The following is a 23175-nucleotide window of genomic DNA, read 5'->3' as shown; positions in this document are numbered from 1 at the left end:
CAGGAAAGAGGTAACGAAAGGATAGAACGATGAAGGACGGAAAGACGAAACCGCTGTTTGAAAGGATCATACGAATCGAACGAATCGCAGGACGGGTCAGATCGGCCGCGCTGATTGCCGGGACGCTGTGTGTGATGGCCGTGACCCATTCGGCTGTGGCCATGCCGCTGACCGTGCCGCAGATCCAGACCGCGACGACCAACACGCTGCGTTACGAATGCCACGGCGGCAGCACGCTGACTGTGCAGTACATGAACACGAAGAACAAGCAGAGTTTTGCGGTGCTGACCGTCGATGGCCGGAAGATGCTGTTTGTGAACGTGCTGGCGGCATCGGGCGCGAAATACGTTGGCGATCACTACACGTGGTGGACGAAAGGCCCGGAAGGTTCGCTCACCGACGACACGGCCGATCCCAAGACCCCGCCAATGCTCGCCGACTGCAAAACGGGTAGCTAGGACCTGTTCGGCCGCATGATGATAAAGAGCCCGTTCCAATTTACGTCGGAACGGGCTCTTTGCATTCCATGCCCGATCCTTCCCTGACCGTGAACCCGAACACGCGTAAGGTTTGAAGGCTGACACCCTGGCCAACTTAAACCGCCTCGTCGTCCGCGACATCAAATGGCTATCCGGAGTAAGGTTGTATTCGCACGCGGAAACCGCGCGCAGGTCAACCGACCATAAACGGACGGGCGGGTGCCGCGCGGCCTTATTTCGCAACACCCGGTCCATTTCATTTCCGTCTTTTGCACGACATTTACCGTGCACGCGTCCCCAAGCGAGACTCCCCATGAAAGCATCGGATCTGTTTGTCAAAGCCCTCGAAGCAGAAAAAGTCGAATACGTGTTCGGCATTCCCGGCGAGGAAAATCTCGATCTCCTCGAGTCGCTGCGCCGCTCCAAAATCAAGCTGGTCCTGACCCGCCACGAACAGGCCGCGGGTTTCATGGCCGCGACCTACGGCCGCCTGACGGGTAAAACCGGCGTATGCCTGGCGACGCTCGGACCCGGTGCGACCAATTTCGTGACCGCCGCCGCGTACGCGCAGCTCGGCGGCATGCCCATGCTGATGGTCACCGGCCAGAAGCCGATCAAATCGAGCAAGCAGGGCAGTTTCCAGATTGTCGATGTCGTGCGGATGATGGAGCCGCTCACCAAATACACGCGTTCGATGGTGTCTATCGGCAATATTCCGGCGTCCGTGCGCGAGGCGTTCCGGCGTGCCGAAGAGGAGCGTCCGGGCGCGGTGCACCTCGAACTGCCGGAGGACGTGGCGCACGAAGAGGGCGACGGCGCGCCGATTCCGAAGAGTTTCAGCCGCCGTCCGATAGCGGAGGAAAAGGCGGTGGAACGCGCCGTCGAGGCGATCCGCGAGGCGAAATATCCGCTGCTGATGATCGGCGCGGGCGGAAATCGCAAGACCACCACCAAGATGCTGCGCGAGTTCGTCGACCAGATCGGTATTCCGTTCTTCACCACGCAGATGGGCAAGGGCGTGATCGACGAATCACATCCCATGTGGCTGGGCAACGCCACGCTTTCCGATGGCGACTTCGTGCATCGCGCGATCGATCACGCCGATTGCATCATCAATATCGGCCATGACGTGATCGAAAAACCGCCCTTTTTCATGCGCAGCGGCGACGCGGGCGAAAAAACCGTGATCCACGTCAATTTCCTGGGCGCCCAGGTCGATCCGGTGTATTTCCCGCAGATCGAAGTGGTCGGGGATATCGCGAACGCTGTATGGCAGATGAAGGAACTGTTGAAAAAGAGCGAGCAAAACTGGGATTTCTCGCGCTTCAAGATGATCAAGGAACATTTCGACGCGCAGCTCGCGAAGGGCCAGCATGACGACCGTTTCCCGCTGTATCCGGTACGGATCGTGAAGGACGTGTACGACACCATGCCGAAGGACGGGATCATTTGCCTCGATAACGGCATGTACAAGATCTGGTTCGCCCGTTATTACCGGGCGCACGAGCCGAATTCCATTCTTCTGGACAACGCGCTTGCTTCCATGGGAGCGGGTCTGCCGTCTGCTATCGCAAGCAAGATCGTGCATCCGGATCGAAACGTGATGGCGGTCTGCGGCGACGGCGGTTTCATGATGAATTCGCAGGAACTGGAGACGGCCGTACGGCTCAAGCTGAATCTGGTGATCCTCCTCCTGCGCGACGACGCGTTCGGCATGATCCGCTGGAAGCAGGAAAACATGAATTTCCCGGATTACGGCATGACGCTGCAGAACCCCGACTTTGTCGCCTATGCGCAAAGTTACGGGGCGACAGGGCACCGGGTGGACTCGGCGGCGGCGCTCGCGCCTTTGATACGCGAATGTTTTGCGACGCCGGGCGTGCATCTGATCGATGTGCCTATCGACTATTCGGACAACGAGCGCGTGTTGAACCGCGAGATCAAACGGCTCAGCGCACAACTTTAGACTTGATTCAGAGGCTAAGCAGAGGCTGACATGCTGAAGAAAACCTATCCGTATTACCTGGCAAACGAGCCCGTCGCGGCGAACACGGACCTGGAAGTCACCGATAAATTCAGCGGCGAAGTGGCCACCCGGGTGGCAATGGCGGACGCGAAGGCGATCGATGCCGCCATTGGCCACGCGGTTGCCGCCCAGCGCGCGATGCGCGAATTCAAGCCGTACCAGCGGCAAGCCGTACTCGATCATTGTGTGAAGCGTTTCCGCGAGCGTTTCGATGAACTCGCCGAGGCGCTGTGCATTGAAGCGGGCAAGCCGATCAACGATTCGAAGGGTGAGGTCACGCGGCTGATCGATACCTTCCGGGTCGCGGCCGAGGAGTCGGTGCGTATTGATGGCGGCATGATCAACCTGGAGATTGCGCCCCGTGCAGCCGGTTATCACGGCTATTACAAACGCGTGCCAATTGGCCCGTGCTCGTTCATCTCACCGTTCAATTTTCCGCTGAACCTCACCGCACACAAGGTTGCGCCGGCCATCGCGGCGGGCTGCCCGTTCGTGCTGAAACCTGCGAGCCGCACGCCCGTCGGCGCGCTCATCATGGGCGAGATTCTCGCCGAAACCGATCTGCCGAAAGGTGCGTTCTCGATTCTTCCGGCGCATCGTGACGGTGCGGATCTTTTCACCACCGACGATCGATTCCGTCTGCTGTCGTTCACCGGTTCGCCCGCGGTCGGCTGGGAACTGAAGAAAAAAGCGGGCAAGAAGAAGGTGATCCTGGAACTGGGCGGCAATGCGGCGGCGATCGTCGATCGCGATCAGGCCGGCCGGCTGGACTACGTCGTGGACCGGCTGGCGTTCGGCGCGTTCTATCAGTCGGGGCAAAGTTGCATCGGCGTGCAACGGATCCTGATTCACGCCGATATCTACGACGCGTTGCGCGAAAAACTCATCGCGAAAACGAAGTCGCTGAAAATGGGCGATCCGAAGGATGAAAAGACCTTCGTCGGCCCGATGATCTCGGAATCCGAGTCGAACCGGCTGGCCGGCTGGATGGAAAGCGCCGTGAAGAGCGGTGCGAAAATCATCGCGGGCGGTAAGGTCGACGGCGCAATGTTCGAAGCAACGTTGCTGGAAGGCGTCAAGCGTGACCAGGATCTGTACCGGAAGGAAGCGTTCGGACCGGTCGCCATTCTCGAAAAGTTCACAGACTTCGGCCAGGCTCTGGAAACGGTCAATGACAGCGACTTTGGCCTTCAGGCCGGCGTATTCACGGACAGCCTCACGAACGTGAATCTTGCGTGGGACGAGCTGGAAGTGGGCGGGGTGGTGATCAACGACGTACCGTCATTTCGCGTTGATAACATGCCCTACGGCGGTGTCAAGGACTCCGGGCTGGGCCGGGAAGGCGTGAAATACGCGATCGAGGACATGACGGAGTTGCGTCTGATGGTCGTGAGGGATGCACCGAAACCGGCGCAGAAAGCGAAATAGGCTGTTATGGCAATGGTGGCGCGCGGCGCCGAGGTCCGTCTGGCCGGGCTTCTGGGCCGCGTCGCCGGTTGAAGGCGCGTCGCCGATCAACGTGCTGGCCAGCGGGGGAGTGCTACAATACCGGGCTTTCCCGTAGTCCGAACGCCTCAGCCGGCGGGACTGGAGGCCGGGTCGTTGCGCTGGCAGGCCAGTGTTCTTTCATATCGCTTGCCAAGATATTGCTTGCCAAGTTTTTTCATGCCCGCGGCGGTTGCCGTCATGGCCACGCAGCAGCAGTACTTGCCACCGTACTTAGCCGTTAGCACCCGCTTTGTACCAGTCATACGTACTACGCCACATATGTACTACGCCGTCCGGTTGCGTCAGACCGGACCTAAGCGATGATTCGCAGCGATCGACACCCTGCGGGTCTGAAGTCCGCGCGTTGATCGTCGTTTGCCGGTCGCATCGACGAAACACGCGGTTCTTCTTCATCCGATGTCCATGAGCGGTGGAATGACCGCTCGCGCGCCGCTCCGGCGCATTTTTAGCGAAAGCGAAAGCCACCAAAGTCACCATGTCCGATTCCGTCGCCACGAACCCGTCCGCCGCTTCATCATCTGACGCCGCACCCGGGGCTGATTCCAGCATTGAGGTTCAGGCAGGTCTTGCCATGCCTGCTGCCGCGCTCGAGTTGGGCGCCACTGAATCAGCCGTGCCTGGTCCCGTGCCCACGTTCGACCAGTTCGGCCTGTCTCCCGACATCCTGCGAGCGGTGGTCGATTCCGGCTACACGATCCCCACGCCCATCCAGGCGCAGGCTATCCCCGTGGTGCTGGCCGGCCGCGACGTGATGGGCGCCGCGCAAACGGGCACGGGCAAGACGGCGAGCTTTTCGCTGCCGATCATCCAGCGTCTGCTGCCCATGGCCAGCACGAGTGCGTCGCCCGCCCGCCACCCGGTACGCGCGCTGATTCTCACGCCAACGCGTGAACTCGCCGACCAGGTTGCCGCGAACGTGCAGGCGTATTCCAAGCACACGCCGTTGCGCAGCACGGTGGTGTTCGGCGGGGTCGACATGAACCCGCAATCGGAAGCGCTGCGGCGCGGTGTTGAAATCTTGATCGCCACGCCCGGACGATTGCTCGATCACGTTCAGCAAAAGACGCTGAATCTCGGCCAGGTGCAGATTCTCGTTCTCGACGAAGCCGACCGGATGCTCGACATGGGCTTCCTGCCGGATCTGCAGCGCATCCTGAATCTGCTGCCGAAGGACCGTCAGACGCTGCTGTTCTCGGCCACGTTCTCGGGCGAAATCAAGAAGCTTGCCGCAACCTATTTGCGCAATCCGCAAACCATCGAAGTCGCGCGCAGCAACTCAACGAACGCGAATGTGCGGCAGATCGTTTTCGAAGTCGCGGAAAGCGATAAATCCGGCGCAGTGACGCAACTGATTCGTGAGCGCGGCCTGAAGCAGGTGCTGGTGTTCTGTAACAGCAAGATTGGCGCGAGCCGGTTGGCGCGCGTGCTGGAGAAGGACGGGATTGTTGCGACGGCGATTCACGGCGACCGTACTCAGGGCGAGCGCATGCAGGCGCTCGACGCATTCAAGAAGGGCGAGATCGAAGCGCTGGTCGCAACCGATGTGGCCGCGCGGGGCCTCGACATCACCGACCTTCCGGCTGTGATCAACTTCGACCTGCCGTTCAGCGCGGAAGATTACGTTCACCGGATTGGCCGTACGGGCCGCGCGGGTGCGTCGGGTGATGCGTTGTCGCTGTGCAGCCCGAACGAGCGCAAGCAACTCGCCGATATCGAAAAGCTGATCAAGCGGCCGCTCGAAGTCATGGTGCTGAAGGTCGATGTGCCGGTGCGGCGCGAGTCGTCGTCGGCTCCTCGTCGCGAAGAGCGCTCGGGCCGGCCGGAGCGCGGTGAACATCGGCACGCGCGCAGCGAGGAACCGCGTCGTCGTTCGACGTCGTTCGAGCGTTCGCATACGCGCCAGCAACCTGTCGACGATTTCTTCCTGAAGCCGTACGAGCCGTCGGCGGCATCGACAAGAAAGACGCAGGACGATGCGGCGGCTGAAGCCGAACGCAAGAACACGCCGCGTCAGCCGCTGGCTGCGTTGCTCGGCGGCCTGGGTATGCCGCGGAGAACGCCTTCGGGGTCTTGAGGTTATCGCCTGGGTTGAAGTGCATGTGAAAACACGATGAAGCGGCAGAGATGCCGCTTTTTTGTTTTTCAGCGCCCTAAACCCGCAAACCGCTTCGCCCACTGCGCCGTTGCATCGGAGTAAAACGTTTCGAGTGATCCGGTTTCGCACGGGTGCAGGCCGAGGTGCTGTGCCGCTTGTATCAACGCAACCAGCGGCGTTCCGGTATCAAGCGCCGTGGCGCCCGTTTGCTTGCTGAGTTTTTCGCCTTGCTGGTTCACCACCACGGGCACATGCAGATAGGCGGGCGTTGGAACGCCCAGACAGCGCTGCAAATAAATCTGGCGCGCGGTTGAGTCCAGCAGGTCGGCGCCGCGCACGATATGCGTGATGCGCTCATCCGCGTCGTCGACAACAACCGCCAGTTGATACGCCCACTCGCCATCCGCCCGCTTGAGCACGAAGTCGCCGACTTCGCTTGCCAGATCCTGCGTCTGTTTTCCTTCCCAGCGATCCTCGAAGGTCAGAATGGCGGCATCGCCATTGGGGACGCGCATCCGCCATGCCCGCGGCGGTTTGCCATGCAGCCCGTCGCGACACGTTCCCGGGTAAGCCAGCGTGGTATGCCGCGCGTGGCCCGTGTGATGACCCGTGTGGCCGATCGCGAGTGAATCGGCTATTTCACGCCGCGTGCAGTCGCACGGAAACACGAAACCGGCCGTCACCAACTGCTCGAAGGCTGTCTGATATGCCGCTTCACGCTGACTTTGCCAGACCGGTGGTTCTGCGGAATGCATGCCGAACCGGCCGAGCGTGTCCAGTATTTCCTCGGCTGCACCCGGCACGGTGCGGGGCCCGTCCACATCTTCGATCCTGATCAGCCACGTTCCCCGATGAGCCCGCGCATCGAGAAAACTCGCCAATGCGCTCACCAGCGAGCCAAAGTGCAGCGGCCCGGTGGGTGAGGGCGCAAAGCGGCCCCGATAGCCCGATTCAGGGTTCATCCCGTCCGCCGAACCGTGAGTTTGGTTTGCAACGCGCGGGCATCAGATCAGCGCGGGGCGCGCGACGCAAGGTCGTGCGCCGCTGCCGGCGCGCCGGAGGCGCCGGCATGCGCTTCGTGCCGGCTATTGTTCGGGCCCGGGAACGACGCCTGGCCGTCGGCCGTAATCGCGGCATGTGCCTCGTCCGTATCGGCGGCTTCGTCTTCCGTGCTTGCCGTGGCCGGCGCTGCCCGGTCCTCGCCGTTCTGCGCAATTGCCGCGGGTTCGAGCGCGGCATTCAATGCCGCCCGGTGATCGAACACAAAACACTCGCCATGGTAATGCGCCCCGCCGACTTCCTCGAAGTATTTAAGAATACCGCCCTCGAGCTGGTAGACGTGGTCGATGCCCACTTCCTTCATGTGAATTGCCGCTTTCTCGCAGCGAATCCCGCCCGTACAGAACGACACCACCGTCTTGCCCTCGAGGTCCGAGCGATGCTCTTCGATCACGCCCGGAAACTCGCTAAATTTCGCGATGCGGTAATCGAGCGCCTGATCGAACGTGCCGACGTCGACCTCGAATGCATTGCGGGTGTCCAGCATCACGACGGGACGGCCCTCGTCGTCATGTCCTCTATCCAGCCATGACTTGAGCGTGACCGCACCGACGGAGGGCGCGCGGCCCAGTTCCGGCCGGATCGCCGGCTTTTTCATGGTGATGATTTCGCGCTTCAGCTTGACGAGCATCTTGCCGAACGGCTGTGTGGCCGACACGCTTTCCTTGAACTCGAGATCGGCGAATTTGTCTTCGAAAAGCGGGTCTGTACGAAGGTAGTCCATGAACGTGCCGATCTGCTCCGGCTCGCCCGCGACAAACAGGTTGATGCCCTCCGGCGCAAGCAGGATGGTGCCGCGCAGGCCGAGTGCGGCGCACTGGTCGACAATCAGCGGACGCCAGTCGGCGCCGCTCTCGATGGTCACGAACTTATAGGCGGAGAGGTTAACAATGCTCATGACGCAAATGCTCTTAAAGTGCTGGAAAACGGGCGTTGCCGGAGGAAAAAAGCGGTCTCGCCGAGCGCCTGGCGGCGTTCATCGAATCCGTATTATCCCGCAAACGGCGTGGGCTTCCGACTCGACCGGTCGGCCGATGAGCCCGCGCCGATGCGGCACTTTTTTCAACCCGGTTTTTGTTCCGCTTATTGGCTAAATTAATTAGCCTTGGCCGAACGGCTAACGGTGCCGTCGAGGAGAATTTCGCGAATAGGCGCATGTACAATATCGCTCATGTCAGATCCCCGCTTTGTCCATCTTCGTGTTCACTCCGAATTCTCGATTGCCGACGGCATCGTGCGCCTTGACGACGTCGTTAAAGCCGCTGCCAAGGACGGTCAGGGCGCGCTCGCGCTGACCGATCTCGGCAACGCGTTCGGCCTCGTCCGTTTCTACAAGGAAGCGCGCGGCAAGGGTGTCAAACCCATTGCCGGCTGCGACGTCTGGATCACCAATCCTGCCGACCGCGACAAACCCGCGCGTTTGCTGTTGCTGGTCAAGAACCAGCGCGGTTATCTCAACCTGTGCGAGCTGCTGTCGAAAGCCTGGTTGACGAATCAATACCGTGGCCGCGCGGAAGTCGAATACGAGTGGCTGGAAAGCGGGCTGTCGGAGGGTTTGCTGGCGTTGTCGGGCGCGCAGCATGGCGATATAGGCATGGCGTTCGCCGCCGGTAGCGATCAGGCAGCGGAACGTCACGCGGAGCGCTGGGCCAAGCTCTTTCCGGGCGCGTTTTACATTGAATTGCAGCGCGCTGCACTGCCGGGCGGCGAGACCTATATTCAGCAGGCTGTCGCGCTTGCCGCGAAGCTCAAGCTGCCGGTCGTCGCTACGCACCCCATGCAGTTCATGACGCCGGACGATTTCACGGCGCACGAGGCCCGCGTATGTATTTCCGAGGGCGATATCCTCGCGAATCCGCGGCGTCAGAAACGCTTCACGACCGAGCAGTATTTCCGCACGCAAGAGGAAATGTGCGCGTTGTTCGCGGACATTCCGTCGGCTCTTGCCAACACGGTCGAAATTGCGAAGCGCTGCAGCCTGAAGCTTGAACTCGGCAAGCCGAAACTGCCCCTGTTCCCAACGCCCGACGGCATGTCGCTTGACGACTACCTCGTGCATTTGTCGAAGGAAGGTCTCGAGAAAAGGCTGATCCAGCTTTACCCCGATGAAGCCGCACGCGAAGCGCAGCGCGAGATGTATTACGCGCGCCTGGAATTCGAGTGCAAGACCATCATTGGCATGGGCTTTCCGGGCTACTTCCTGATCGTCGCCGACTTCATCACGTGGGCGAAGAACAATGGCGTGCCGGTCGGTCCGGGCCGTGGCTCGGGCGCGGGTTCGCTGGTCGCGTACGCGCTGTTCATTACCGACCTCGATCCGCTCAAATACAACCTGCTGTTCGAACGGTTCCTGAATCCGGACCGCGTGTCCATGCCTGACTTCGACATTGACTTCTGTCAGGAAGGGCGTGACCGCGTCATTCAGTACGTGAAGCAGAAGTATGGCGCGGACGCGGTATCGCAGATCGCGACCTTCGGCACGATGGCCGCGAAGGCGGCTGTGCGCGACATAGGTCGCGTACTCGATCTCGGCTACATGTTCACTGATGGCATCGCGAAGCTGATCCCGTTCAAGCCGGGCAAGCACGTGACCATCGCGGACGCGTTGAAGGAAGAGCCCACGCTGCAGGAACGCTTCGACAACGAAGACGAAGTGCATCAGCTGATCGAACTCGCGCAGCGCGTGGAAGGGCTCACGCGTAACGTCGGCATGCACGCGGGCGGCGTGTTGATCGCCCCGGGCAAGCTCACGGACTTCTGCCCGCTCTACACGCAGGGCGAAGACGGCGGCGTGGTCAGCCAGTATGACAAGGACGACGTGGAGGCAGTCGGCCTGGTGAAGTTCGACTTCCTGGGCTTGACCACGCTCACCATTCTCGACTGGGCCGAGCGGTATATCCGCCGTCTGGATCCATCGAAGAAAGACTGGAACCTGTCGCAGGTTCCGCTCGACGACCCCGCGTCGTTCCAGATCCTCAAGAAAGCCAATACGGTTGCTGTGTTCCAGCTGGAAAGCCGCGGCATGCAGGGCATGCTGAAGGACGCACAGCCTGACCGTTTCGAAGACATCATCGCGCTGGTGGCGTTGTATCGACCAGGCCCAATGGACCTGATCCCGAGCTTCTGCGCACGTAAGCACGGCCGCGAGATCGTCGAGTATCCCGATCCGCGTGTCGAGTCTGTCCTGAAAGAGACCTACGGCATCATGGTCTATCAGGAGCAGGTGATGCAGATGGCGCAGATCATCGGCGGATATTCGCTCGGTGGCGCCGACTTGCTGCGTCGAGCGATGGGTAAGAAGAAGGCCGAGGAAATGGCCGAGCATCGCGAACTGTTCCGGCAGGGCGCGGCGAAAAATGGACTGACCGCCGCCAAAGCCGACGAAATCTTCGACTTGATGGAGAAGTTCGCGGGCTACGGTTTCAACAAGTCGCACGCGGCCGCTTACGCGTTGCTCGCGTATTTCACGGCATGGCTGAAGGCGCATCATCCTGCCGAATTCATGGCGGCGAATATGTCGCTCGCCATGGACGACACGGACAAGGTCAAGATCCTGTTCGAGGATTGCCTCGTCAACAAGATGGCCGTATTGCCGCCGGATATCAACCAGTCTGCGTACCGGTTCGAACCGGTGGCTGAAGCCGACGGCACGCGTTCGAAGACCATTCGATACGGCCTTGGCGCGGTGAAGGGCAGCGGGCAGAGCGCCATTGAAGAAATCCTGCGCGCGCGGGAAGAAGCGCCGTTCACCGATCTCTTCGACTTCTGCATGCGGGTGGACCGCCGCATGGTGAACCGGCGCACGGTGGAAGCGCTGATCCGTGCCGGCGCGTTCGATTCGCTGCACGAGAACCGGGCGCAATTGATTGCGTCCGTGCCGCTTGCCATGGAAGCGGCCGATCAAGCCGCGGCGAACGCCATGCAGTCCGGTCTCTTCGACATGGGCGACGAACCACAGCAAGGCCACGATCTCGTCGATGAACCCATGTGGTCGGACAAGAAGCGTTTGCAGGAAGAGAAGAGCGCACTCGGCTTCTACCTGTCGGGCCATCTCTTCGACGCCTACAAGACGGAAGTGCGGCGCTTCGTGCGGCAGAAGATTGGCGAACTTAAGGAAGGGCGCGAGAAGCTCGTCGCGGGCGTGATCACCACCATGCGCACGCAGATGACTCAGCGCGGCAAGATGCTGATCGTGAATCTGGACGACGGCACCGGCCAGTGCGAAGTCACTGTGTTCAACGAGCAGTTCGAAGCGAACAAGGCACTCTACAAGGAAGACGAGTTGCTGGTCGTGCAGGGTCAGGCGCGCAATGATGCATTCACCGGTGGCATCCGCTTCACGGTGGAAGCAGCGATGGATCTCGAGCGCGCCCGCAGCCGTTATGCGCAGGCGGTGAAGGTGGAAATGAACGGCAATGCCGACTCGCTGCGACTGAAGAAAGTGCTGGAAGCGCATAGCGCGCCCCCGGAACAAGCTGCTGCACCTGCGGCGGCGGTACAGGCTCCATCGCGTGGAGGCTCGCGAGGAGGCGGTGAGCGTGACGGCGGCCGTGGCCAGAGGCAACCGGTGCATATCCCGAACGGTCTGAACGTGAGCATTGTGTATCGCAGCGAGCATGCCGAGGGCGAAGTGCGGCTCGGCGATGCGTGGCGCGTGAAGCCTACCGACGATCTCATCACGGCATTGCGCGGCGAATTCGCGGGAAGCTCAATCGAAATCGTGTATTGATGCGCGCCGGAATGAAAGTCGCCATCTCCGCCAACGCGCTGAAACTCAGCGGCGGACTTGAACGTTACGCGCTGGACCTGATTCGAGGGTTCAACGCAGCCGGTTTCGCCGGCGAGCGCAAGCCGGTATTTTTCGCACGCAAGATTGATCCGTCGCAGCCGGAAAGCCAGATGGTCGACGCGCGCCGGATCAACGTGTCATTCCTGCCTTCCAGGCTGCGCGACACGTATTTCAACTGGGCGCTCAAACGCTCGCGCAAGAAGGCGCGGGTGGATGTGCTGATTGGCTGCAATCGTGTGGAGTCCTCCGAGATTGCGATTTGCGGCGGCACGCATATCGGCTTTCTGGCCGCGACCGGCCGGCGCGAGCGGCGCTCGGACAGCCGCCAGATTGTGCTCGAGCGTTTGCAGTACGAGCAAGCCAGCGTGATCGTCGCGCACTCGGACATGATGCGCGACGAATTGCGCTCGCTTTACGGTATAGCGGATACAAAGATCCGCGTGCTTTATCCGCCCGTGGACAGCACGCGGTTTTCTCCGGTGCCGGACGAAAAACGCGGCGAACTGCGCAAGCAGTTTGGTTTCGCCGATCACGAGATCGTGCTGCTGTTTCCGTCGAGCAGCCATGAGCGCAAGGGCTTGCCGCTGATCGAGGCGGCGCTGCGTGCAAGTGGCTTGCCGGTGGTTGTGGCGGTCGCCGGGAGGCCGCCCGCGCAGACTTCGGAGCAGGTGCGCTATATCGGTTATGCGAAGAATATTGAAGACGCTTATCGGGCGGCCGACTTCACCGTGCTGGCGTCGAAGTACGAGCCATTCGGACTGGTCGGTATCGAATCCGTGATGTGCGGCACGCCGGTGATTTTTCCGACAAGCGTAGGCTGTTGCAGCGCGATTGCGGAAAACGCGAAATTTACGTTCAAGCCGGGCGATGCAGATGACTTGCGCAACGCTGTCCGGCGTGCACTGGATGCAAAAAATACCCACGTGACGGCGGCGTCCATTCTTTACGACACCAGCATTGCCGCGCACGTTTCGGCGTTGTTGACACTCGCCGAGGGCATTGCGGCAGACATGCCGGTCAGCGCATCCGGTTCAATTCAGCGAGCTTGAGAAACCGGTAATACACGGTCTGCGCGTTGAACACGGCAATCATGAAACCGGCGCGGCCATCGAGAAAACCGCGTCGCAGAAAGTAGGTGCGAACGAAGGCCCACGCCCCGCGCAGCACCGCGGTGCCCAGGCTGCCGCGTTTTCCCGCCGCGTGGCGTTGACGCGCGCCGGCCGTGGAGTAGTTATCCAGCTTGCGCAGGACGGTTTCGAAGTCCTCGTAGGAGTAGTGCATCAGCTTGCCCTGCAGGCGCACGACCTTGGTTGCATCGGGGTTCGCCAGCACCAGCCGTTCGTGGACGAGGTCATCCGAGAAGCGGGCAGTGCCACGCTTGAACAGGCGCGGAATCCAGTCCGGATACCAGCCGCTGTGCCGCACCCATTGTCCGCAGAAATTCGACAGCCGGTCGACGGAGTAGACATCGGCTTGCGGCTTCAACACCGCCGCGCGGATCGCCGCGCCCAATTCCGGCGAGACCACTTCATCTGCGTCGATCGACAACACCCAGTCGGTGGTGAGTGCATCGAGCGCACGATTTTTCTGCGGGCCGAAACCCGACCAGTCGCGCGCCTCGATCACGCGTGCGCGATGTGCCTCCGCTATGCCGGCTGTCGCGTCAGTGCTGCCGCCGTCAATCACGACGATTTCATCGGCGAAGGAAACCGCTTCGAGACACTGCGAGAGGCGTGCGGCTGCATTGAAGGTGATGAGGGCAATACCAAGCGTTGGACGAGTCATGGGGCGTAAGCGTGAGGTATGCGAATTGCTACAATTTGATGCGAAAAGTTCCAGCGGTGATTGCTGCGTTTATAGTCGCTGTCTTGTTGTGTTTTCTCGTCCCTTACAGGGCGGGGCGGGCTCGCGAGGCAGGGTAAATTGACGCCATAGGCGTCCCGCGTCAATGTTTGCCGCCCGGCCACCGTTATACCAGACCCATGGCCGCATGCTCCGGCCGGCAGGGTCCCGGGCCTGAAAAATCGCGGGATGCCGCGCCCCCGAGTGTGCGCAGGCAAGCAGGACTGAGCGCGGATGCGCCGCCGGAAAAGACGCTGACCGCTGCAGCTTAAGCGCACAAAACAGACGAAACTCAGGGCCACCAATCCGGCATCCGGCGCTCGGCGCCATTCACCTTGAAACCATCAACATTCACTCGGAGTTCGCCATAGTAATGAAGCCGCTGAGAATTCTGCACAGCGAATCGTCCAACGGCTGGGGCGGTCAGGAACATCGGACGTTCAAGGAAATGCTCGCGCTGCGCGAACGCGGCCACGCGCTCGAACTCGTATGCGTGCCGGGCGCGCGGCTCGGCGAGCGTCTCGCGGCTGAAGGCTTCACGGTCCACACCACGCCCATGCGTTCAGGCGCGGATCTCACCGCGATTGCGCACATGCGGCGCATTCTCAAGCAAGGCCGTTTCGATGTGCTAAACACCCACAGCGGCCGCGACAGTTTGCTCGGCGGCGCCGCCGCGCGGCTCTCGGGCACGCCGCTGATCGTGCGTACCCGCCACCTGGCGCTCGCCATCACGTCGCGCGCGACCTACACGTGGCTGCCGCACAAGGTGGTGGCGGTGAGCCAGTCGGTCATGCGGTACCTGGTGTCCGAAGGTGTGCCGCAGGAGGACATCGTCACCATCTATACGGGTGTCGTCAAGCCGCAGCCGGTGAGCCGCGCGAGTTCCACGTTGCGCGCGGAACTGGGTCTCGGCGAGGACGCCGTGATCGCGGGCACGGTGGCGATCATGCGCGACAAGAAGGGGCATCCCGATCTGATCCGCGTCGCGAAGCGGTTGATCGAGCAGCGGCCGAACCTGCATTTTGTCTTCGCCGGCGACGGGCCGCTCTTCGACGACATCCGTACACACGTGCAGGCGCAGGGGCTTGCCGATCACGTCCATTTACTCGGCTTGCGCCGCGATATTCCGAACGTATTGGCGGGCTTCGACCTGTTCGTGCTGCCGACCCACCAGGAGGCGCTGGGTACGTCGTTCATCGAGGCAATGGCAGCAGGCCTGCCGGTGATCGGGACGGCGGTGGACGGTGTGCCTGAAGTGATCGATAACGGCGTGAACGGCCTGCTCGTGCCGGCGCACGACGACCACGCGCTGGCTGCCGCACTGCTGCGTCTGGTCGATGCGCCCGACGAGTGCCGCCGGATGGGCGAAGCGGGTTTGCGGACCACGCAGACGCGCTTTTCCGTCGATACCATGGCGAGCGAGATGGCTGCGTTCTACCGGAGCAGCCTGAGCGAGCGGGGCGTTGCATGAACAACGCGCGCGCCGTGCCAGTGCTGATGTATCACCACGTGAGTCCGGCGGCGGGCGCGCTGACGGTGTCGCCGGTGCATTTCGCGGACCAGATGGCAATGCTCGCGCGCGAGGGTTACACCACGCTCGGCGCGGCGGCGTTCGCGGAATATCTGGCGGGCAAGCCCGTGCCGGAGAGGTCGGTCGTACTGACCTTCGACGACGGTTATCTCGACAACTGGGTTCACGCGCATCCGGTGCTCGCCGGACACGGTTTTACGGCGCTCGGATTCCTGGTGTCGGCTTGGGTAAACAGTGGCCCGGTGCGTCCGAACGCGGCGGATCCAGAGGACCCGGCGGCCACCGGGAACCTGCTGGACCACTCAGCAGCGAAGGCGGCGATCCAGGCCGGCGACACCGACAGGGCCATCATGCGCTGGTCTGAAATCGACGCAATGCGGCAAGCCGGGACGTTCGAGTTCCACAGTCACACGCACACGCATACACGCTGGGACCGGATCAGCACCAACGCGACAGCCAAACGCGCGAGCCTGCGCGACGACCTGCAGCAAGCCCGGGCGACGCTCGAACACCACCTTGGGTGCGTATCGGATCATCTTTGCTGGCCGCAGGGCTATTTCGATACCGACTACGTAGAAGAGGCTCACGCAGCAGGATTTCGCCATCTCTACACCGTTGAACCCGGCACGAACCAGCGTCACGGCGATCCGGCGCGCATCTTGCGCCTCGACGTGCGCGACAAACCGGCCGCTTGGCTGAAAAGCCGTCTGTGGGTACATGGCCGGCCGCTTCTGAGCCGCCTTTACCTGAAAATCAAATGACGGCCTGCCCCATGTCATGCCAGTCCCCCGCTGACCCGTCGGGCGCTACCCCCGGGCTTGACCGTCCTGACCTTTCCGAGCACTGATTACCATGCATGATCGCCACGTTTCCGTCATTGGCCTGGGCTATGTGGGGTTGCCCGTCGCCATTGCATTCGGCCTGCAGCGCCGCACGATCGGTTTTGATACGAGCCTGGCCCGGCTCGCCGATCTGCGCGCGGGCCTCGATCGCAATGGCGAAATCTGCCGCGAGGAACTGGCCGCTGCTCGCCTCGAACTGACCGACAGCATCAGTGTGCTGCGGCAAGCCGATTTTCATATAGTCGCGGTGCCGACCCCGATCAGCGCCGGTGCACAGCCGGATCTGACGCCGGTGAAGCAGGCGTCGGAGACGCTCGGCCGGGCGCTGAAACGCGGTGATGTGGTGGTGTACGAATCAACGGTCTATCCCGGTGTGACCGAGGAGATCTGCATACCGATCCTCGAGCGCGAATCGGGCCTCAGGCTGGGTGCGGGTTTTACGGTGGGTTATAGCCCGGAGCGCATCAATCCCGGCGACAAGCAGCACACGTTCCGCAATATCGTGAAGGTCGTGTCCGGGTCGGACGCCGCAACGCTCGATCTGGTCGCCGAGGTCTATGGCTCGGTGGTGACGGCCGGCGTCTACCGCGCGAGTTCAATCAAGGTGGCGGAGGCCGCGAAGGTTATCGAGAATACGCAGCGCGACCTGAATATTGCGCTGATGAACGAGGCGGCCATCATCTTCGATTACCTCGGTATCGATACCCGCGAAGTCCTGGAAGCCGCCGGCACGAAGTGGAACTTCCTCGACTTCACGCCGGGACTGGTGGGCGGGCATTGCATTGGCGTGGACCCGTATTACCTGACGCACAAGGCGCAGGTGTCCGGCTACACGCCGCAGGTGATCCTCGCGGGGCGGCGCGTGAACGACGGCATGGGCCGGTTCGTGGCCGATCGCGCAGTGAAGACGCTGATCGGGACGGGTCGCGCGCCGCTGCGTGCGAAGGCGACGGTCCTCGGGCTGACGTTCAAGGAAAATTGTCCGGATTTGCGCAATTCGAAAGTCATCGATATCGTGCATCACCTGCAAGACTACGGGCTCGAGGTTCAGCTTCACGATCCGCTCGCGGACGCGGTGGAAGCGTTTGATGAATATGGCGTGACGCTGACCGGTTTCGACGCGCTGGAACCCGCCGACCTGATCGTGCTGGCGGTTCCGCACCGCGAATTCTTGGTGAAGACGGACGCGTTGCTGGCGCTGGCGAAACCAGGCGCTGTGTTCGCCGATGTCAAGTCGAGCTTGTCGCTCGACGCCATCAGCGCAGCCGGTCTCGTAGTATGGCGGTTATGAAAACCCGGGCTCACCACGACCAACCGGCATAATCTGGATTTCACGTAGGAACGCCACCCGATGAGCCGACTTTCCGGACGCGTGCGCATATTCGCCCGCGCGTTGCCCCGGCTGGCGTTGAAGCCGCTGCGCCGCAAGCCTCAAGTCTTGAAGCGCATCCTGATTGCGCATCACCTGTTGCTCGGCGACACGCTGCTGCTCACGCCGCTCGTGGCGAAACTTCGCGCGCAATATCCTGACGCGCAGATCGTGCTGACCTGCCCCAAGCCGATCGTGCCGCTCTACGCGGGCAGGCCGTTTGGCCTCGACGTGATTCCGTTCGACCCGCGCGACTTCCGCTCGGTCAACGCGGTGCTGCGCTCGGGACCGTACGATCTCGGCATCGTGGCCGGGGATAACAGGCATGCGTGGCTCGCGCTGGCGGCGGGATGCCGCTGGATCGTCGGACATGCCGCAGACACGCCCGCCTGGAAAAATGTCCCGCTCAACGAAGCCGTGCCGTATCCCGATGCGCCCGCGGCATGGGCCGATCTCGCTGCCGAACTGGTGGCGGGGCCGCCGCCGCGGCCGTATCGGCTGAGCGATTGGCCGGCGCCCGCGCCCGCAGTGTTGTCAAAATCCGACGCGAGCGTGTTGCGAAGTCCTTACGTAGTGTTGCATCCGGGGGCGAGCACCGAGGTCAAACGTTGGCCCGATGAACGCTGGAGAGCACTGGCGGCGTTTGTCGAAGCGCGGGGGTTCACGCCTGTGTGGAGCGGCGGGCCGAGCGAGACGGCGCTGATCGATGCAATCGATCCCGACGGCCGTTACCCGAATTTCGCGGGCCGGATCGACCTGGGACAGGTGTGGCACCTCTTCGCCGGCGCGCGGGCGATCGTCTGTCCGGACACGGGCGTGGCGCACCTCGGACGTCTGACCGGCGTGCCGACGGTTACATTGTTCGGCCCCGGTAATGCATTGATACACGGCGCGGGAAATTACTGGCGCGATGCACCGTTCATGCCGGTTACTATCGCGGACATGCCTTGCCGCGATCAGCCGGATATTTTCAGACGGCACGTGGCCTGGGCTCGCCGCTGCGACCGCAATACGACGACTTGCGTCGCGTGGCGCGGTGACCATGCGGACTGCATGGGACTTATTTCGCTTGAGGTCGTCTGCAACAGCTTGCAGGCGGTCCTTCCGGGAGTGCAATGACGAAGACGTGCGTGCAGGTGGAACGCGTCCTGTGGGTGGCGTGTCCGGTGATTATGTTTGTCGCGATGTTCGCCCACATGACCGCGCTCGAGAACATGGCGCTGGGGCTGGTGGGTATCGGCACGATCGCCGCGGCTTGTTCTTCGGAACGGCCGTCGCCGCTGCACTGGCCGCTGCTGTGGCCTGTCCTCGCGTGGAGTGCATGGGCGCTCGCGTCGATCGCGTGGTCACCCTATCCGCGCGACAGCATGCACGCCTGGCTCGACGAAGTGCTGTATCCGCTGGTGTCATTCTTCGCGTTCTGGCTGATGGGAACGCGCATCACGAAGCCCGAGCGGATCGTGGTGATCAACTGGGTGGCATGCGTGCTGCTGGCCGCCGGCAGCCTGTATTACTGGGGCCGCCTGCAGCCGCCCACGAATCCCGCTGATCTCCTGCTTCACTATTACAACCGCGTCGGCCACACGAGCACGCTGGTCATCTTTTCCATGACGCTGTTCACCGGCCTGATGCTGAACCGCCGCTGGTGGCCGATCGGCCTGAGCGGACTGGTGCTGGCGCTGGTGATCGGGCTGGCGACGCTCAACCGTTTCTTCTGGCCGGCCGCGGCCGTGACGCTCGTGATTGCGTGCTACCCGCTGTATCGCAAGCACTTGCTGATAGCCGGCGTGTGCATCGCGGTGATCGGCGTGGCGGCGGTCGGCACGCTGGAGCTGAGCGCACGGCTGCGTTATGGCCATGCGATGCCGAAACCCGCAGCACGGGAGCTGGCGGTGGGCGGGGACCAGGTGTACGTACCCGAGGCGCTCGCGGGCATTGGCGACGTCATGTCTTCCGACACCCGTCCCAAACTGTGGGCGTTCTACGGCCGGGAAGGCAAGCCGCATACGTGGACGGGCATTGGTTTTGGCAAGCCGTTGCCGGGGCGGGTGTTCCAGAATGAAATACCGCCGGCCTTGCTGGAGACGGAGCCGCAGGCGCTGACGCATGCGCACAACCTGTTTTTGAATACGTGGCTGGAGACGGGGATAGTAGGCGTGGTGCTGGAAGCTGCGCTGCTGCTTGCGCTGATCCGGCGTTTCTGGCGGCTACGGCATGTGGTGCCCTGGCTGAGCTCGGCGGGCATGGCGCTGGTCATCGGCATGGTTGTAAAGAATTCCACCGATGACTTCATGTGGCAGACCACTGCGCTCGCCTTCTGGTGCTTTTCAGGGTTCCTGCTCGGACGCGGCGAACGCCTGGCGGGGAGGGTTGCGCCGGCGCGGCGGGCATTGTCGCAGCAGCAATAGCGGCCGGTTTGTTTTGGCCGGGGCATTGACCGCAGGCGGCCGATATCCTCAGGTCTGAAACAGCTTGACGCGTGATCCGCAAAAACGTGGCAAATCTACCCCCATTGCGGCCCAAAACCAACCGGGCTGCGTCTCCTGCCGGGGCGAACCTCTTAATGAGACAAGCTCGTCCGGCGCATTACAATAGCGGTTTGCCGTGTCGGCGGGATTCAGCCTGCTCAGAGCCGCCGGGACGCAGGTTCAGTCCTGCTCCGCCCGCCGTCCGACCTACGACTAAGGACACCTTTTGAGTCAGAAGCCAACCTTGAGCAAGACGATCGGCAGCGGGGATACCACCTCGCCGGCCGCCGTGATGAGCCGGCTCTGGCCGTATATCCGCCCGCTGATCTGGATTGTCGCGCTGGGCCTGATCGCCATGGGTTTCGTCGCCGCGAGCGAGGCAGGCATTCCGATGCTGCTCAAGCCGCTGCTCGATCATGGCTTTGGCGCGAAAGGCAGCGCCAGCGCCAAGTGGATCGTGCCGGCAGCGGTGGTCGGCCTCGCGGTCGTGCGGGGCGGCGCGCAATACGCGTCGGGCTACCTGCTTTCCTACGTCACCAACAAGATCCTGCTCGAACTCCGCCTGAAGATGTTCGACCGGATGATCCATACCAGCGCCGGCTTCTTCCAGCGGGAAACGGCCAGCACGATCATCAACGCCATCGTGTTCGAGGTGAACCAGATCCTCAACGTGCTCCAGAGCGTGGTCGTCACGCTCGTGCGCGACTCGCTCACCGTGGTATTCCTGCTGGGATACCTGTTTATCCTCAACTGGCGGCTGACGCTGGTGATCGCGGTGATCCTGCCGGCTATCGGCTGGCTGGTGAGCAAGATCAACCGGCGGTTGCGGCGGCTCAACCGCGAGTCGCAGTTGCTGACGAACGAGCTGTCGTACATCGTGGAAGAGACGGTTGGTGGTTACAAGGTCGTCAAGGTGCACAACGGCCAGCGCTACGAAAACGACCGTTTCACCAGCATGAGCAATCGCCTGCGCGGCTACCAGATGCGCATGACGGTGTCCGGCGGGCTTGCGCAGCCGCTTACGCAGTTTCTGGCATCGATTGCGCTGGCGATCGTGATCACCATCGCCGTGGTGCAGTCGGCGAACGACCAGACCACCGTCGGCGGATTCGTGGCGTTCGTCACCTCCATGCTGCTGGTGATCTCGCCGCTCAAGCACCTGATCGATATCAACCAGCCGCTGCAGCGCGGCATGACGGCGGCGGAACTGATCTTTGGGCTTATCGATGAACCCGCCGAGCCCGAAGGCGGCGGCCGGCCGCTCGAGCGCGCCCGCGGCGAGGTGGAGTTCCGCGAGGTGTCGTTCACATATGGGGCCGCACAGCCAACGCTCGACGCGATCTCGTTCAAGATCGCGCCCGGCGAGATGGTGGCGCTGGCCGGTGCGTCGGGAAGCGGCAAGACCACGCTGGTCAACCTGCTGCCGCGTTTCTTCGATCCCGCCGGCGGTGCGGTGCTGGTCGACGGCGTGCCGCTTCCCGAGTACAGCCTGCACGATCTGCGCGGACAAATGGCGATGGTGAGCCAGGACGTGGTGCTCTTCAACGACACGATCGCCGCCAACGTCGCGTACGGCCAGACGCCGGATCGTGAGCGGGTGATGGCTGCGCTGGCTGCAGCGAATCTGGCGGATGTCGTCGCGGCCATGCCCGACGGTGTGGACACGCGTGTGGGCGGCAATGGCATGCGCTTGTCGGGTGGTCAGCGGCAGCGGCTGGCCATCGCACGGGCGATCTACAAGGACGCGCCTATTCTTATCCTCGATGAAGCCACGTCCGCGCTCGATTCCGAGTCCGAACGGCATGTGCAGGAAGCCTTGGAAACGCTGATGAAAGGGCGCACGACGCTGGTGATTGCTCACCGCCTTTCTACCATTGAGCGCGCCGACCGGATTCTGGTGATGGACGCCGGAAAAATTGCGGAGCAAGGCAGCCATGCCGAGTTGCTGCGCCTGAACGGACTGTACGCGAACCTTCACCGTATCCAGTATCAGCAGCAGCCTGAGGGTTTTTCCGTTTAATCGATGCGCGTCCTTGCGCCGAAAGCCAGGACGCGTTTTCGCTTGGGGAAGCCGGCTATTCCCTCACGGGCGAACAGGCGCTGCAGGTGCCGCCGTGGCGCGCTTCTGCAGCTTCTTGCGGTACATCAAGGTCCATACCGTGAGCGCGCCGTAGATGGCATAGCCGATGAACGGCGAAACCACCAGGAAGCGCTCGATTGGCCAGTGCCACGCCAGCCAGCTTCGCAGCGCATTCTCACCGGTCAGGCCGAGACCCCAGACCGCTGTCATCAGGCGAATCGATCGGCGCAGAGGTGGCCGCTCGTTCCATAGCGCTTCGAAGCGTTGTGCGCCGCCTTCCGCTTCACGCGCGACGGTCGCCCGCGCGAGATAAAAGGTGAGGGGGCGCCGCATCGCGAGCGACAGCAGGAACACTACGCCGATTGCGCCGGACGCCATCGACTCGCGCATCAGCAGCAACCGCGGGCTCCCGCCAAGCGCCATCAGCACGATGGACATTGCAATCCCGAGCAGGACCAGGATGCTGAGGGCATCGACGCGACGGGTTCTTGCGAACTCCGCGAGACTCCAGACAATAGGCGGGACCGCCGACGCGTACAGCGCGCCGAGCTCGCCCCAATGCGGCAACGCGAGGCGATACGCAAGCCACGGCAGCACGAGATTGACCGCGAGTTCGGCGACAAGACCTGCTCGTATCTTCATGACGAAATGGTGCCGGGGAACAGACGAGAGCCGATGCTCGCAACCACGACCGGAACCACGCCGCGAGCGCTCCTCATTGCTGCGTGAACACGGACACGACGATCGCCAGCCACAGCGCCGCTACGCCACCCAGGAACGCGTGACGTGCGAGACGCAGGCGGGATTCATCGTCGGGGTGTTCTGTGGGGGACGTGGCGAGCCAGGGTACCGCACCGAGGCACGCGAAACCGGCGAGTGCCAGCAGGGCGACGGAGATGTCGCCGGAGCGCCAGTGCGAGCCCTCGTGGATACCCCAGTAACCGAGGAACACGATGCCGATGGAAAACACCGTCGATGCGGCCGAACTGAGCGCCTGAACGGATCCCGCTGGAAATTTCATGTCATACCTCCTGACACGCGTGGAAGTACGCGAGACTGCCGCCATCATAAGGGAATCGCATAGGG

The 23175-nt window shown here is 62.3% G+C and carries 18 protein-coding genes; 12 read left to right on the top strand and 6 right to left on the bottom strand.

All coding sequences use genetic code 11. The annotated features are described in order from the left end of the window. The first annotated feature begins 29 nt into the window (after nt 1-29). The 3 genes from ABH944_RS13615 (at nt 30) to ABH944_RS13605 (ending at nt 3933) form a co-directional block, all read left to right on the top strand. Complete coding sequence (locus tag ABH944_RS13615; protein WP_404607020.1) at nt 30-458, top strand: MliC family protein; 429 nt, start codon at nt 30-32, stop codon at nt 456-458. A gap of 334 nt (nt 459-792) precedes the next feature. Continuing rightward, nucleotides 793-2445: an acetolactate synthase large subunit gene (locus tag ABH944_RS13610; protein ID WP_404607018.1), complete on the top strand. Its 1653-nt coding sequence runs from the start codon at nt 793-795 to the stop codon at nt 2443-2445. 30 nt (nt 2446-2475) lie between these two features. Next, complete coding sequence (locus tag ABH944_RS13605; RefSeq protein WP_404607017.1) at nt 2476-3933, top strand: aldehyde dehydrogenase family protein; 1458 nt, start codon at nt 2476-2478, stop codon at nt 3931-3933. 146 nt (nt 3934-4079) lie between these two features. On the opposite strand, the gene ABH944_RS13600 is transcribed toward ABH944_RS13605, so the two are convergent. Continuing rightward, a complete protein-coding gene (locus ABH944_RS13600) occupies nt 4080-4256 on the bottom strand; it encodes a hypothetical protein (RefSeq protein WP_404607016.1) in 177 nt (58 codons plus the stop codon). A 329-nt stretch (nt 4257-4585) separates the two neighbouring features. On the opposite strand from ABH944_RS13600, the gene ABH944_RS13595 reads away from it, so the two are divergent. Further along, complete coding sequence (locus ABH944_RS13595; protein ID WP_404607337.1) at nt 4586-6088, top strand: DEAD/DEAH box helicase; 1503 nt, start codon at nt 4586-4588, stop codon at nt 6086-6088. A 68-nt stretch (nt 6089-6156) separates the two neighbouring features. Here the strand turns inward: ABH944_RS13595 and gluQRS are convergent, their stop codons facing one another. Both gluQRS and ABH944_RS13585 read right to left on the bottom strand, forming a co-directional pair. Next, nucleotides 6157-7071 (bottom strand): tRNA glutamyl-Q(34) synthetase GluQRS, encoded by a 915-nt coding sequence (gene gluQRS, locus ABH944_RS13590; protein ID WP_404607015.1) that lies wholly within the window; start codon nt 7069-7071, stop codon nt 6157-6159. Between the two features lie 47 nt (nt 7072-7118). After that, nucleotides 7119-8066, bottom strand: coding sequence for a sulfurtransferase (locus ABH944_RS13585; RefSeq protein WP_404607014.1), 948 nt, complete (start codon nt 8064-8066; stop codon nt 7119-7121). Nucleotides 8067-8330: 264 nt separating this feature from the next. On the opposite strand from ABH944_RS13585, the gene dnaE reads away from it, so the two are divergent. Together dnaE and ABH944_RS13575 are read left to right on the top strand one after the other, a co-directional pair. Continuing rightward, nucleotides 8331-11897, top strand: coding sequence for a DNA polymerase III subunit alpha (dnaE, locus tag ABH944_RS13580; protein ID WP_404607335.1), 3567 nt, complete (start codon nt 8331-8333; stop codon nt 11895-11897). 11 nt (nt 11898-11908) lie between these two features. Next, complete coding sequence (locus tag ABH944_RS13575; protein WP_404607013.1) at nt 11909-13006, top strand: glycosyltransferase family 4 protein; 1098 nt, start codon at nt 11909-11911, stop codon at nt 13004-13006. Here ABH944_RS13575 and ABH944_RS13570 read toward each other — a convergent pair. After that, on the bottom strand, nt 12975-13742 hold the full coding sequence (locus ABH944_RS13570; protein ID WP_404607012.1) for a glycosyltransferase family 2 protein: 768 nt from the start codon (nt 13740-13742) through the stop codon (nt 12975-12977). The two genes, ABH944_RS13575 and ABH944_RS13570, sit on opposite strands and share 32 nt — an antisense overlap. 430 nt (nt 13743-14172) lie before the next feature. On the opposite strand from ABH944_RS13570, the gene ABH944_RS13565 reads away from it, so the two are divergent. The 6 genes from ABH944_RS13565 (at nt 14173) to msbA (ending at nt 22029) form a co-directional block, all read left to right on the top strand. Beyond that, entirely contained in the window at nt 14173-15270 is a 1098-nt protein-coding gene (locus ABH944_RS13565) for a glycosyltransferase (protein ID WP_404607010.1), read from the top strand. After that, on the top strand, nt 15267-16091 hold the full coding sequence (locus ABH944_RS13560; protein WP_404607009.1) for a polysaccharide deacetylase family protein: 825 nt from the start codon (nt 15267-15269) through the stop codon (nt 16089-16091). The genes ABH944_RS13565 and ABH944_RS13560 overlap by 4 nt, the downstream gene beginning before the upstream one ends. Nucleotides 16092-16182: 91 nt before the next feature. Then, entirely contained in the window at nt 16183-17463 is a 1281-nt protein-coding gene (locus ABH944_RS13555; protein WP_404607007.1) for a nucleotide sugar dehydrogenase, read from the top strand. A gap of 60 nt (nt 17464-17523) precedes the next feature. Next, complete coding sequence (locus ABH944_RS13550) at nt 17524-18660, top strand: glycosyltransferase family 9 protein (RefSeq protein WP_404607005.1); 1137 nt, start codon at nt 17524-17526, stop codon at nt 18658-18660. After that, the gene (locus ABH944_RS13545) at nt 18657-19949 is read left to right on the top strand and encodes an O-antigen ligase family protein (RefSeq protein WP_404607004.1); all 1293 of its coding nucleotides are present in this window, start codon (nt 18657-18659) and stop codon (nt 19947-19949) included. Before ABH944_RS13550 ends, ABH944_RS13545 begins: the two co-directional genes overlap by 4 nt. A gap of 352 nt (nt 19950-20301) precedes the next feature. Further along, a complete protein-coding gene (gene msbA / locus ABH944_RS13540; RefSeq protein ID WP_404607333.1) occupies nt 20302-22029 on the top strand; it encodes a lipid A export permease/ATP-binding protein MsbA in 1728 nt (575 codons plus the stop codon). Nucleotides 22030-22092: 63 nt separating this feature from the next. Here the strand turns inward: msbA and ABH944_RS13535 are convergent, their stop codons facing one another. Further along, a complete protein-coding gene (locus ABH944_RS13535; protein WP_404607002.1) occupies nt 22093-22731 on the bottom strand; it encodes a VC0807 family protein in 639 nt (212 codons plus the stop codon). Between the two features lie 73 nt (nt 22732-22804). Next, nucleotides 22805-23110 (bottom strand): hypothetical protein, encoded by a 306-nt coding sequence (locus ABH944_RS13530; protein ID WP_062087910.1) that lies wholly within the window; start codon nt 23108-23110, stop codon nt 22805-22807. Nucleotides 23111-23175: the final 65 nt, after the last annotated feature.

The organism is Caballeronia udeis (assembly GCF_044909315.1).
In the GTDB taxonomy this organism is placed as follows: domain Bacteria; phylum Pseudomonadota; class Gammaproteobacteria; order Burkholderiales; family Burkholderiaceae; genus Caballeronia; species Caballeronia udeis_A.
This window is presented reverse-complemented; position numbering and strand designations above follow the sequence as displayed.